Raw genomic sequence first — 12,849 nt, 5'->3', positions numbered from 1 at the left:
CGGATTTTGCTACGCGTGCACCGACGATTCGCGGCATATCAATTCGGTTTCCAGTACCTCAGTAGTGTAGGTTTCTACTGCCTTTTTACTTTCAATGGTCTTAACCAGCAACTCGGTGGCCATTTGGCCCATTTGGAAGGCCGGCTGCCGTACCACAGTCAAGGGTGGATCGAACAGTTCGGCTACATCAGAGTTGGTAAAGCCGGCCAAAGCTACATCATCGGGTATTTTGTAGCCTAACCTTTTTAAAATAGGTACGCAGCCGGTGGTTAGCCTGTCGTTGGTAGAGAGAATGGCGTCAGGTGGCGAAGGTAAGTTCATCCAGCCTTCTACCGCCTGCTCAATTTCATCTTTTAATACACCGCCGTGGTTACATTGCCTGAAGTAGGTTTCCGGGAAATCAAGTCCATGTTTTTCCAGTGCCGCTTTAAAACCTTTGAAGCGCTCCTGGCTTATCATCAAATTGCTGGTACTGGTTAAGTGGGCAATGCGCTTAAAGCCCGATTTGATCAAAGATTCGGTAGCCTTAAAGGCGGCATCAAAGTTATTAACCACCACACGGTGGGTTGGAATATGTTGTGCCACCCTGTCAAAAAATACAATAGGGAAGCCTTTGCTGTGTAATTGCTCGTAAACGGATGTATCAACTGTTTGGGCCGACAAGGATACCAGTAAACCATCAACCTGTCTTGACAGTAAATGCTGTACGTTAGCCAACTCGCGCTCGGCCGATTCGTGCGTTTGGGTTATGATGACGTGGTACCCCGAGTTATACGCAATAGATTCGATGCCATTAATGGCCTGCGAAAAATAATTGTTAGCCACCTCGCATACCACCACGCCAATAGAATGGCTTTTTTGCTCCTTTAAGCTTAAAGCAATAGGATTGGGGCGATAGTTTATCTTTTCGGCATATTCCAGCACTAGTTTCTTGGTTTCTGATCCTATTTCATGACTGCCGTTTAGCGCCCTTGATACCGTGGAGGTAGATAAGTTAAGCGCTTTGGCAATATCTTTAATAGTGTACGATTGAAACATGATTTTAAAAGGCTATAGCGCTGGCAGATGATGATCTGCTAATGAGCTCGGTTTCGAATTGATGCGTGGTGTATTCTTCTATCGGTCTTTTACTCTCTATGGATTTAATTAAGATCTCGGTAGCCAGTTTGCCCATTTCAAAGGCAGGCTGGCGCACCACGGTTAACGAGGGGGCAAACCACTCGGCAAAGTCCGAATTGGTGAAGCCTGCCAAAGCCATATCATCAGGAACTTTGATGCCCCGCTTCTTCAAAATAGGCAGGCACCCGGTAGTGATCCGATCGTTAGTGGTAAACAGCGCATCGGGTCTGTTGGGCAAAGCCAGCAACTCATCAATAGCCGTTTCCAATTCGTGTATAAGCATACCGCCGTGGTCGCAATACACTAAATAATCCTGATCAAAAGTGATCTGATGCTTTTCAAGTGCGGCCAAATAACCGTTCAAGCGCTCCCGGCTAATAAGCAGATTGCTTGAATTGGTAATGTGAGCAATTTTTTTGAAGCCGTTATTAATCAGCAGTTCGGTGGCATCAAAGGCTGCTTTAAAGTTATCTATATATACTTTATGGGTATCTATGCCCGGCACAATACGGTCAAAAAAAACAATAGGTAGTCCTTTTTCTTTCAGCTCCTGGTAAAAAGATACATCGGTAGTTTCGGCCGATAAAGATACCAGCAAGCCATCTACATGCCGGGAAAGCAAGTGTTCAATATTTACCTGCTCCCTTGCCGCCGATTCGTGCGTTTGCGTAATAATAACGTGATAGCCCGAATTGTAAGCCACCGATTCGATACCGTTAATAGCCTGCGAAAAGTAATTATTAGCCACCTCGCAAACCACCACACCAATGGAGTGGCTTTTGTGGGCTTTTAAACTTAAAGCAATAGGGTTGGGGCGGTAGTTTACCTTCTCGGCATATTCGGTAACCAGTTTTACCGTATTGGCACCTATCTTATAACTACCGCTCAAGGCACGTGAAATTGTTGAGGTGGATAGCCCCAGCGCTTTGGCAATGTCTTTTATAGTATAAGATTGGAACATGAATAAATGCTGAGGTATTGGTTTGCCTGTTGTAAATGGTAACTGTCCTGCACTTACCTGCCCTGTACAACAGCTACGATAATACTAAATAGTTTGCTTTGTTGCGTAAAAAAGTGCAATAAAAATTAACTTAAAGTCAATCGCAACGTCAGCTCCGATGTTAAAGCGAGGCATAGCAATGCTCATTGTAAAAAGGTAAAGCTTCGGGAACGATTGCCCAATTTTAATCAGGGATATGCTTTTTTTATTTGCCGGGATTAATTAACCTTGTTTAGCAAATGATAATGCAGTCGTTAATTACGACATTGTCATTAATTCTAATAACCAATTTAATAACTGTTGCAAGTAAAAACTGAGCAGCAAATTAACCAATTGCTGTAAACGTATATACACACCGGAGTATGGTAGTGGAAAACTTCATAGTACCATGTCGGCAATTAAACTTAAATGAAAAACATAGTTTTCATCATAGCAGCATTATCAACAGCACTGGCCGGTTATGGGCAGCGTTTGGTGGTGGCGCAAGATGGCAGCGGTAAATATACCACTATACAGGCCGCCTTTGATGCTATACCTGTTCATCATGAAAAGCCTGTGGAGCTCTACGTTAAAAAGGGCATCTACAAGGAAGTGCTTACCTTACCCGCAGGTAAAGATCATGTAATCTTAACGGGCGAGGATAAAGACCAAACCATTATAACTTACGATAACCACACGGGCACGGTATCGCCCAAAGGTGATACTATTAACACCTATACATCGGCTACGTTATTTATCCAGGCATCCGATTTTAAGGCCAGCAATCTTACTTTTCAAAACAATGCAGGTTTTACTGCCGGGCAGGCCGTCGCAGTTTTTGCCTTCGGCGATAAATTGGCTTTTGATAACTGCCGTTTCATGGGGTTTCAGGATGTACTGTTTTGCAGCGGTCCTAATAGTCGCCAATATTACCGCAATTGTTATATAGAAGGTACTACCGATTTTATTTTTGGCCCGGCTACCGTCGTGTTTCAAAACTGCCTTATTCATAGTAAAAAGAATTCGCACATAACGGCGGCATCAACACCGCAAGACCACGCTTACGGTTTTGTGTTTATTGACTGTAAGCTAACCGCCGATGTCGGCTTGAACGGCGTTACACTGGGCCGCCCATGGAGGCCATACTCGAGCGTGACCTACATCCGCTGCGAAATGGGCAGTCAGATTATACCGCAAGGATGGAACAACTGGAAAAATGAAGCCAATGAACAAACAGCCCGCTATGCCGAATATAAAAGTACAGGCCCGGGTGCACAAGCCTTAGCACGGGCAAGTTGGAGCAAACAATTAAACGATAATGAAGCCAAGGCCTACACGCTTAAAAATATATTAGCCGGCAACGATAATTGGATGCCGTTTGCAACAAAATAATCAAGATCATTCATACTCTACCATAATAAAAAATGAAGTTAATGAACAATAAGAACATTTGCCTGGCTTTATTATTAGCCATCGCCGGGTTTAATGCCACGGCGCAAACCAAGCCTTACTCATGGACCAACCTGCCCAAAGCAGTACGTCCGGTATTTAAAAAAGATACTTTTAATATTGTTAAATACGGCGCCAAGGCCGATGGTATTACGTTAAACACCCAAAGTATTAATAATGCTATTACTGCTTGTAGTACCAAAGGTGGCGGTGTTGTACTTATCCCCGATGGTTTGTGGATGACCGGGCCTATCCAGTTGAAAAGTAACGTAGACCTGCACGTAAGCCGTGCCGCCTTGTTGCAGTTTACTGATGATAAAAGCCAATATAAAATTATAGAAGGTAACTGGGAAGGCCATGCCGCTTATCGTAATGAATCGCCTATATCGGGCACTAATCTTACCAATATTGCCATTACAGGCGAAGGGGTTATTGATGGTAACGGCGAAGTATGGCGCCTCATTGGTAAAGACCGTTTAACCGAAGAAGAGTGGAAACGCAAAGTAGCTTCGGGTGGTGTGGTTAGCGAAAATGGTAAAACCTGGTATCCGTCGGCAGCTTACGCCAAAGCAGCCAAAACGCCCAAGGCCGGTTATATAGAACCCGGATCAAGCGCTGCCTCGGCGGCCGAGTACAAAGATTATTACCGGCCTAATATGCTGGTGCTAACCAATTGCAAAAAAGTGTTGTTGAAAAATACAACCTTTCAAAATTCGCCGGCATGGTGCCTGCATACCTTAATGTGCCAGGATCTGACTTTGGAAGGCGTACGTGTGCGTAACCCCTGGAATGCTGCCAATGGCGATGGTATAGATGTGGAATCGTGCAAGAACGTGATGATCGATAACAGCACTTTCGATTGCGGCGATGATGGTATTTGCGTAAAATCGGGCCGTGATGAAGAAGGCCGTAAACGTGGTATGCCTACCGAGAACATGGTGGTAAAAAACAGTATTGTTTACCGTGCACATGGCGGCTTTGTAATAGGCAGTGAAATGTCGGGTGGTGCACGCAATATCTTTGTATCTAACTGTACGTTCATTGGTACCGATATTGGCCTGCGTTTTAAAACAACACGTGGCCGTGGTGGTGTGGTAGAAAACATCTACATTAAGAACATAGCCATGAAAGATATTATTACCAGCGCTATTTTGTTTGATATGTATTACATGGGTAAATCGCCAACGGATGATGAATTGGTAAGCGATGCTACTTTGCCTCCTGTAACCGAGGCAACGCCGCAGTTTCGCAATTTTTATGTGAACAACGTATCATGTAACGGTGCCGATAAAGCACTCATGGTAAGAGGACTGCCCGAAATGGCCATCAAGAATATCAACCTCGAAAACCTGAGCATGAAAACCAACAAGGGTATTGAAATTATTGAAGGTAAAGACATTAACCTGAAAAACATTTATATAGAAAGTAAGAACAGCAAACCGCTCATCAGCATTGTGAATGCAAGCGGTGTGAAATTCGATAACCTGCGTTATGGAGCCGATACCGACTTGTTGTTCAGCGTTAGCGGTAAAAAAACAGGTACTATACAGGTAACTAACTCTAATACTTCTAAGGCTAAAAATAAGGTTGAGTTCAAAAGCGGTGCCGATAGCAAATCATTAGTAGCAAGTAACTAATACCAACGTGAAAAGGATTATTATTTTATTACTGCTTTGCATCATAACCTGGGGCGCAAGGGGACAGAACGTAGCCTTGCGCCCCAGCTTAACGGTAGCACAGGACGGCAGCGGCAACTACAAAACCATACAGGAAGCCGTTAACGCCGTGCGCGATTTGGGGCAGCAACAGGTAATTATTCATATTAAAAAAGGGATCTACCACGAAAAACTGGTGATCCCTTCCTGGAAAACAAAAATATCGCTGGTGGGCGAGAGTACCGATAATACCATTGTTACTAATAATGATTATTCGGGCAAAGCGGTGCCGGGCGGGAAAGATGCTTTTGGTAAAGAAAAAATGTCTACCTACACTTCGTACACTGTGCTGGTACAGGGCAACGATTTCCATGCCGAGAACCTCACTATTGCCAATACCGCAGGCCGTGTTGGGCAGGCCGTTGCCCTGCATGTAGAAGCCGACCGCTGTACCTTTATAAATTGCCGTTTGCTGGGCAACCAGGATACCTTGTACCTGGCTAAAGGCAACAGTCGGCAGTATTATGAGGACTGTTACATAGAAGGCACTACCGATTTTATTTTTGGTGAAGCTACCGTGGTTTTTGAACGCTGTACCATTAAAAGTTTAACCAACTCTTACATTACGGCCGCAGCCACCACACCGCGGCAAGCCTTTGGTTTTGTGTTTTTCGATTGTAAGTTGATAGCCGATACCAGTGTAACCAAGGAGTTCTTAGGCAGGCCATGGCGCCCGCATGCTAAAACTGTTTTCATCAACACCGAAATGGGTGCCCACATTGTGCCCGAAGGTTGGAACCCCTGGAAAGGCGATGTCATGTTCCCTGATAAGGAAAAGACTACCTTTTATGCCGAATATGGCAATAAGGGAGCAGGAAGTATTACCAGCAAACGTGTGGTGTGGTCTAAACAGTTGACCAAGAATGAAGTAAAGCAATATACGCTTAAAAATATATTGTTGGGTGCAGATGGCTGGCAACCAGTTGCTAAATAAACTATTGGGTTAGAAGAGTGTCTTATCCCTATTTAAATTGAACGAGAAATGAAAAGATTATACCAGTTGGTTATTGCACTTGTGCTTAGTGTAAGCGGAGCATTTGCCCAAAATACCCAGCCTGCAACCGACCCGGTGGCCGAAAACATGTTGCTGTATCAGCGCAACGTAGGTGGCTGGCCCAAAGCTGTAGGAGAGGTGAAGGTAGATTATAATAAAACCCTGACCGAAGAACAAAAGGCAGCCACCAAAGCCGGTACCAATCGCATTGATGCTACTATTGATAACGCGGCCACTTTTAAAGAGATCAACTACCTGGTAAACGCCTACGCCAAGACTAATAACAAGACTTATTTGCAATCGGCCGAAAAAGGTATCAGGTTTTTACTGAAGGCGCAGTATGCTAATGGCGGCTGGCCGCAATACTACCCGGATTCAGCCTTGTACCGCAGCCAGATCACCTTTAACGATGATGCCATGATCCACGTTATGCAAATACTCGATAACGTAGCCAACCGCGCTAAAGGCTTCGAGGTGGTAGACCAGGCATTGGTAGCTCCTTCTGCCGATGCCGTAAAGCGTGGCATAGACTGCATTCTGAAAACACAGGCTAAAGTTGACGGCAAATTAACCGCCTGGAACCAGCAGTACGATAAGCGCACCTTGCAACCCGTTGCTGCTCGTAAGTTTGAACTTGTTGGATTGAGTGCTTCGGAATCGGCTTCTATTGTGGAGTTTTTAATGCATGTGCCTTCACCATCAGCCGATATTAAACAAGCAGTAAAGAGTGCTGTGGCTTGGTTTGATGCGGTTAAACTAACAGGATACCGTTTTGATCATATTCAGGATGATAAGCAGCCCACTAAGCGTGATGGTGTGCTGGTAGATGATCCCTCGTCGGTAATTTGGTCCCGCTATTATGAAATTGGTACCAACAGGCCGTTCTTTTCGGGTCGCGATGGTGTTAAAAAATATAACCTCACCGAGGTAGAAAACGAACGCCGCCAGGGCTATGCATGGTACGGCACCTGGCCTAAAAAGATCATGGTAAAGGATTACGCCACATGGGCGAAAAAATACAATGTGAATTAATTGCCCGTATGCTGTTATCGCGTTATAATTTAAAAAAGATCAATGCAACTAATTTAGCCTTACCGCCCGAGGGCGTATTTGAACTTCCGGAAAAGGTACTGCAATTTGGTACCGGCGTATTGCTGCGTGGTTTGTCTGACTACTATATTGATAAGGCCAATCGCCTCGGAATTTTTAATGGGCGTATTGTGGTAGTAAAGTCTACAAAGACTGGTACCACAGCAGATTTTAACCGTCAGGATGGCTTGTACACCCTGCAAATTAAAGGCGTTGAAAACGGTAACGAGGTACAGGAGCAGATCATTTGCTCGGCTATAAGCCGGGTGCTTTCGGCTAAAGCGGAGTGGGATCTTGTTTTGAAAGTGGCGCAAAGTCCGCAGTTAAAAGTGGTGATATCTAACACTACTGAAGTGGGCATTCAGTTGGTGCAGGACAGCATACACAAACACCCGCCAGTATCTTTCCCGGGCAAGTTGCTTGCGGTGTTGTATGAGCGTTATAAGGTGTTTAAAGGCAGCGCCGAAAGCGGCCTGGTTATCGTACCTACCGAGTTGATCGTAAATAACGGTAAAAAGCTGGAAGCTATAGTACTGGAACTGGCACACCTTAACAAACTGGAGCCTGCCTTTATGGACTGGCTGGAAGAGCATAATCATTTCTGTAATTCGCTGGTAGACCGTATTGTGCCCGGCACACCTGGTCTGCAGCAACTGGCCGAGGCCGAACAGTTGAACGGCTATAAAGATGATCTGCACATTGTATCTGAAGCTTACAGCCTTTGGGCCATTGAAGGGGATGAGAAAGTAGCATCGGTCTTAGAATTTGCAAAGGCCGACCCAGGTATTGTAATTGTACCTAACATTGAAATATACCGCGAACTCAAATTGCGTTTACTTAACGGAACGCACACGTTAAGCTGCGGTGTTGCTTTTCTATCCGGATTAAAAACTGTTAAGCAAGCTATGCAAAATGCGGCTTTTGCTCAGTACATCAATCAGCTGATGCTGCACGAAATTGCGCCTGCCATACCTTACCAGGTAGATATAGACATAGCCAAAGACTTTGCCGCCAAGGTACTCGACAGGTTTCGCAACCCATATATCGACCATCAATGGATCTGTATCTCTTCCGAATATTCCTCTAAAATGAAAATGCGGGTGGTGCCCCTGCTGCTTAACCACTATGTGCAATTTAAGCAGGTGCCCGAGTGCTTTGCCTTAGGCTTCGCTGCCTTCATCAGGTTTATGAAATCAAAACAAAATGTACCCGGGGTTTACACAGGTATTTATAATGGCGAAGAATATGAAATCGCTGACAGCAATGCCGAACTGTTTCATCAGGCCTGGAAAAGCATGGGTGTGCATGAGCTGGTAAACACCATTTTGGAAGATAAAAATCTTTGGAACAGCAATTTAGGCGAACTGCCCGGTTTTAGAAACGCCATTACCAAGCGGCTTCTGTTGATGCAGGATGAAAGTGAAAAGCTTCTATCTGCATTGTAACAAATTTTGAAGTAATACATAAAAGAAGCTCTTAGTAATTAACTAAGAGCTTTTTCATAAAATCAATTTTAAGGATTAATCAATATAGCGCAGACTTAGCAAAAAGCCGATGGTGAAGTTTGCGTCCCAATCAAATACAAACGTATCAGTATTGGTAGCATCCTTAGCAGCTTTGTATATATTTATACCTGAACCCATTTTTTTGTCTTTAATTTTATAGGTATCGGGGTTGTTTAATACGGTATAGCGTTCTTCGCCTTTACGGGTTTGTTTAGCTAAGCTAAACGGCACACCACCAATTATAAAGCCCACATTACGTTTGTTTTTTGGTAACGTGCCTAATGCTTGCTTTACTTGCTCGTATACAGCATCGTCGGCTGTGCCTTTCTCAAAGTATTTAGCACCCGGCAGTTCCAGAGCTTTCAGGTTGCCGTCTTCCATCCATGAAACTTTAGTATTACCCGAGCCTATATCAATTAAAAAAGAATCGTCTTGAAAGCCGGGAGGCACCGTAGCCTTGAAAGCAAATTTACCTTCCTGCGCGGCAGTAACCAGGTTTACTACAAAGCCCATCTTCTTAAGTTCGGCGGCTACCTGCGCAGTTTTGGGCGCTTTTTGTGCACCCGAAGAAATAACAAAGTGCATATTCTTTTTATTAACACCTTTTTCAAACATGCTGGCTAAGTATTTTTTTAAGCCGGTGCGTATATCATCGGTGTTGGCCAGGTCTTCATAAGCTAAAGATTCGCCAAAGTCTTTAGATACAATTTCCCAGCGCTTTTCTTTATCCATGTTAATTACAAAAGAGTTAAAGCCTGTAGCACCTACTTCTACAACACCTCTTAATATTCCATTTTGAGGTTTTTCGGGCGTATATTCAAAAGTGCGGCCAGCTGCTTTGTCATCTGTTTGAGCACTGTCTTTTTGAGGGGCGTCGTAGCTTCCGCTCTGTGAGGTGCTATTTCTTGATGCAGGATTTTCAAGCTTATCTTTAGGTACGTAGTGTTTAATTAAAAAGAAGGCAGCTATTCCTATAATTAACAGAATTGCTATTCTTCCGGCAGGTTTAATTTGCATGATGGTTGTTTTAGTGATTTTTTAGATGGTTTATTTTTTCAGGTAATTCATGTACTTGTTATTACCGTCGGCATTGCTCTCAATATTTGCAGCCGATGACTGTATAGAGTCCGAATAATCAAAGGCGCTGTCAACATTCATTTTATTGGCCGTTTCGGCAGCCATTGATACCTTGGCCGCATCTTTCAAGTCCTGGCTGGTCATTACCTGCGAGGTAATTTCTATTGCCGAACGTATGCCACCAATTTTGCTGGCTACATCTTCGCGTATCTTTTGAATGGCCTTGTCGGCATCACTGTTAAGATCAGTATTGCCCGTAAATGCTTTCATGGCTTTACCCATTGTAGCCGATGCAGTGGTTACTGCATCGTATTTGGCTTTTTGAATTTTGATAGTATTTTTGGAATTCATTAAAGCCACACCCGATTTACGGTAAGCTTTATCAGCAAATGCAACGAGTTTATCTACATCATTAGCTACAGGTTTAACGCCATCGATAAAATCTTTGGCATTGCTGAAATTTGTTGATGATGTTTCCAAAGCTAACTGGGTGTCAAAATCGTTAGGACTGGTTTGTAACCGGGCCTGGCAAATGCGCACTTCTTCCTGTGCCTGGCGCATGGCTTTCTCGTTATCTTCTAACTGTATGCTTAATGATGCTTGTTGCGCCTTCAATTTTTCGCCATGTACACGTAACTGATCACGGTCTTTTTCTGCTTGTTCTATTTGCAGGTTTAATATGTTCCAGGGGTTCATTTCTATAGCCCAACCTAATACACCCTGTGCAATGGCTTCAGAAAAATAATGAATACCTCTCCAAAATTTAGGATTGGTTAATATCATGAGCAATACAACGGCTATAGCTATTCCAATAACCAATTGTATAGTTCCCCAAACTATGGTGAGCAAAAACGGTAGAATAAACATGTATACAAGCAGCGCTACACCGGCCAGTATAACTACCGTCATGATGGTGCCCCATGTTTTTTTGGGGTCGAGGTTTTTTAATTCAAATTTTGGTTTAAGTAATTCTTCGGCCATGGTTTAGATTTTTAATTAAAGGTATTGGTTAATTTTATTCAATTCGCTTTCAAGCTCACTTTTTTTCTGCTGTCCGGCCAAAATAAACTGGTTCTTGTTATTGGTAAGCTGTTCTTTGCTTTGCGATACCTGCTGCGATAAATTGCTTATTTCTTGATGTATAGCGCTTATCTTGTCGTTAAGTGCAGCAATTTCTTGTGCCTTGGCTTGTATTTGCTCTTCTTTAAGCTGTACATCATTTTTATATTGCTGCGAAAAAGCACCTTCAATACCAGCCAGTTCGTGTTCAATAAGTTTTATGTATTCTTGGCCGGTACTAAGCAACTTATCTTTAGTAACGCCTGTTCTCTTGAGTACATTAAACGCCGTCTTTATTTTGGTTGCTTCATCCGGAATACTGTCTAACTCAACTTTGGTGTCAATAAATTCCTTGATGTCTGTACCCTGAAAAATAGGGTTCTTTTCGTTGGCATCTTCAATTAATTTCTCAAAAAAGCTTCTGAAATTCCCGGTATCATTAGTCTTGGATGGGGTGGATTCTGCAGGTTTGGACGCAGTGTTATCAGGTGTTGATATCACCGGCTTAGGCTGATTATTAGACGGCAAACTTGATGCTTGACCCGGTTCGGGTTCTTTAAACTCTACAAATGGATTTAGTATGTATTTAAATATACTCATTTTAGTTGTTGTAAACTTTAGTTAAATAAACTAACAATAACCTGTATTTACAATAATTAATTCTTTTAGGCCATGCTGGTTTTTAACAGCTGTATTAATATTATGTTTCAATAACTCACCTGCATCAGCAGAGTTAAGTATCCATGTTGATTTTATATGAAGTTTATATTTGTAAGATACATTTAAAGCATTATTGTTACATTTAGTTGTCCAAGTATTCAAAATGCCGCTTGTTGAAAGAGATGTATATAGCCGGTAAAACGCGTCATCTTAATTATTTGAACAAACCTATACCAATTATGCTCCTGTTTATTTAGAAGAGATTCTATTTATTTAATCATCCAAAATCACAAAGTAATGAGTAAAATCACAGTAAAAGACGGAACCGAAATTTATTACAAAGACTGGGGCACAGGGCAGCCTATCGTGTTTCATCATGGATGGCCGCTATCAAGCGATGATTGGGACGGGCAGATGATGTTTTTTGTGGAAAAAGGGTACCGCGTTATTGCGCATGACCGCCGCGGACACGGCCGATCTACCCAAACGGCTACAGGCAACGATATGGATACCTATGCAGCCGATGTAGCCGAACTGACCGAAGCCCTTGATTTGAAAGATGCCATACACGTTGGACACTCTACCGGTGGTGGCGAGGTTATACGTTATGTAGCCAAATATGGTAAAGGCCGTGTAGCCAAAGCAGTGTTAATTAGTGCCGTTACCCCTATCATGGCGCAAACCGAAACTAACCCCGACGGTATACAAATGGCAATATTTGATGAGATTCGTGAGAATACCGCCACCAACAGGTTGCAGTACTTTCAGGATTTCACCCTGCCGTTCTACGGTTACAACCGCGAAGGTGCCAAGGTATTGCAAGGCGTTAGAGACAACTGGTGGAGACAAGGCATGATGGGCGGTATAAAAGCACATTATGATTGTATTAAAGCTTTCTCGGAAACCGATTTTACCGAAGACCTGAAAAACGTAGACATCCCAGTATTAGTACTGCATGGTGAAGACGACCAGATCGTTCCTTTCGAGCTTACCGGTGTAAAGGCAGCCAAACTCGTTAAAAACGGTAAATTAATTACTTACCCGGGTTTCCCGCATGGTATGCCAACTACCGAGGCGGCAACTATTAACAAAGACCTTTTGGAGTTTTTTCAATCGTAATTCCATCCAATCATAATAGCAAAGGCACAAATTAGTATTTGTTGCCTTTGCTATTTATACATTGTTAGCTTTAGTCAAACTATC

General features: G+C 43.2%; 11 protein-coding genes. 6 read left to right on the top strand and 5 right to left on the bottom strand.

Translation table 11 applies throughout. The annotated features are described in order from the left end of the window. Window positions 1–9 precede the first annotated feature (9 nt). A complete protein-coding gene (locus IEV61_RS16080; RefSeq protein ID WP_188418060.1) occupies window positions 10–1,038 on the bottom strand; it encodes a LacI family DNA-binding transcriptional regulator in 1,029 nt (342 codons plus the stop codon). Between the two features lie 4 nt (window positions 1,039–1,042). Beyond that, entirely contained in the window at window positions 1,043–2,080 is a 1,038-nt protein-coding gene (locus tag IEV61_RS16075) for a LacI family DNA-binding transcriptional regulator (protein WP_188418059.1), read from the bottom strand. Window positions 2,081–2,527: 447 nt separating this feature from the next. On the opposite strand from IEV61_RS16075, the gene IEV61_RS16070 reads away from it, so the two are divergent. From IEV61_RS16070 to IEV61_RS16050, 5 genes are read left to right on the top strand one after another with little or no spacing between them, the layout of a single operon-like run. Then, window positions 2,528–3,490, top strand: a complete 963-nt coding sequence (locus tag IEV61_RS16070) for a pectinesterase family protein (RefSeq protein WP_188418058.1) — start codon at window positions 2,528–2,530, stop codon at window positions 3,488–3,490. A gap of 41 nt (window positions 3,491–3,531) precedes the next feature. Continuing rightward, window positions 3,532–5,184 (top strand): glycoside hydrolase family 28 protein, encoded by a 1,653-nt coding sequence (locus tag IEV61_RS16065; protein ID WP_188418057.1) that lies wholly within the window; start codon window positions 3,532–3,534, stop codon window positions 5,182–5,184. A 7-nt stretch (window positions 5,185–5,191) separates the two neighbouring features. Further along, window positions 5,192–6,196 carry a pectinesterase family protein gene (locus IEV61_RS16060; RefSeq protein ID WP_188418056.1) on the top strand — a complete coding sequence of 335 codons (1,005 nt, stop codon included), beginning with the start codon at window positions 5,192–5,194 and terminating at the stop codon, window positions 6,194–6,196. 48 nt (window positions 6,197–6,244) lie between these two features. Further along, complete coding sequence (gene pelA, locus IEV61_RS16055) at window positions 6,245–7,288, top strand: pectate lyase (RefSeq protein ID WP_188418055.1); 1,044 nt, start codon at window positions 6,245–6,247, stop codon at window positions 7,286–7,288. Then, entirely contained in the window at window positions 7,261–8,790 is a 1,530-nt protein-coding gene (locus tag IEV61_RS16050) for a tagaturonate reductase (RefSeq protein ID WP_229747173.1), read from the top strand. Before pelA ends, IEV61_RS16050 begins: the two co-directional genes overlap by 28 nt. A 75-nt stretch (window positions 8,791–8,865) precedes the next feature. On the opposite strand, the gene IEV61_RS16045 is transcribed toward IEV61_RS16050, so the two are convergent. The 3 genes from IEV61_RS16045 to IEV61_RS16035 are packed head-to-tail and all read right to left on the bottom strand — an operon-like array spanning window position 8,866 to window position 11,586. After that, window positions 8,866–9,867 (bottom strand): hypothetical protein, encoded by a 1,002-nt coding sequence (locus IEV61_RS16045; protein ID WP_188418054.1) that lies wholly within the window; start codon window positions 9,865–9,867, stop codon window positions 8,866–8,868. A 30-nt stretch (window positions 9,868–9,897) separates the two neighbouring features. Next, window positions 9,898–10,908, bottom strand: a complete 1,011-nt coding sequence (locus IEV61_RS16040) for a coiled-coil domain-containing protein (protein ID WP_188418053.1) — start codon at window positions 10,906–10,908, stop codon at window positions 9,898–9,900. Window positions 10,909–10,923: 15 nt separating this feature from the next. Then, window positions 10,924–11,586 carry a hypothetical protein gene (locus IEV61_RS16035; RefSeq protein WP_188418052.1) on the bottom strand — a complete coding sequence of 221 codons (663 nt, stop codon included), beginning with the start codon at window positions 11,584–11,586 and terminating at the stop codon, window positions 10,924–10,926. A 357-nt stretch (window positions 11,587–11,943) separates the two neighbouring features. Between IEV61_RS16035 and IEV61_RS16030 the strand changes: the two genes are divergently transcribed. Further along, complete coding sequence (locus IEV61_RS16030; RefSeq protein WP_188418051.1) at window positions 11,944–12,765, top strand: alpha/beta fold hydrolase; 822 nt, start codon at window positions 11,944–11,946, stop codon at window positions 12,763–12,765. Window positions 12,766–12,849: the final 84 nt, after the last annotated feature.

It is taken from the genome of Mucilaginibacter galii (genome assembly GCF_014635825.1).
Taxonomy (GTDB): Bacteria; Bacteroidota; Bacteroidia; order Sphingobacteriales; family Sphingobacteriaceae; genus Mucilaginibacter; species Mucilaginibacter galii.
Note: the sequence above shows the minus strand (reverse complement) of the source record. Positions and strands in the feature narration are given on the sequence as shown.

Coding starts and splice junctions, on each gene's coding strand:
- IEV61_RS16080 (WP_188418060.1), bottom strand. CDS start 1,038: ATGTTTCAATCGTACACTATTAAAGATATTGCCAAAGCGCTTAACTTA.
- IEV61_RS16075 (WP_188418059.1), bottom strand. CDS start 2,080: ATGTTCCAATCTTATACTATAAAAGACATTGCCAAAGCGCTGGGGCTA.
- IEV61_RS16070 (WP_188418058.1), top strand. CDS start 2,528: ATGAAAAACATAGTTTTCATCATAGCAGCATTATCAACAGCACTGGCC.
- IEV61_RS16065 (WP_188418057.1), top strand. CDS start 3,532: ATGAACAATAAGAACATTTGCCTGGCTTTATTATTAGCCATCGCCGGG.
- pelA (WP_188418055.1), top strand. CDS start 6,245: ATGAAAAGATTATACCAGTTGGTTATTGCACTTGTGCTTAGTGTAAGC.
- IEV61_RS16050 (WP_229747173.1), top strand. CDS start 7,261: ATGGGCGAAAAAATACAATGTGAATTAATTGCCCGTATGCTGTTATCG.
- IEV61_RS16045 (WP_188418054.1), bottom strand. CDS start 9,867: ATGCAAATTAAACCTGCCGGAAGAATAGCAATTCTGTTAATTATAGGA.
- IEV61_RS16040 (WP_188418053.1), bottom strand. CDS start 10,908: ATGGCCGAAGAATTACTTAAACCAAAATTTGAATTAAAAAACCTCGAC.
- IEV61_RS16035 (WP_188418052.1), bottom strand. CDS start 11,586: ATGAGTATATTTAAATACATACTAAATCCATTTGTAGAGTTTAAAGAA.
- IEV61_RS16030 (WP_188418051.1), top strand. CDS start 11,944: ATGAGTAAAATCACAGTAAAAGACGGAACCGAAATTTATTACAAAGAC.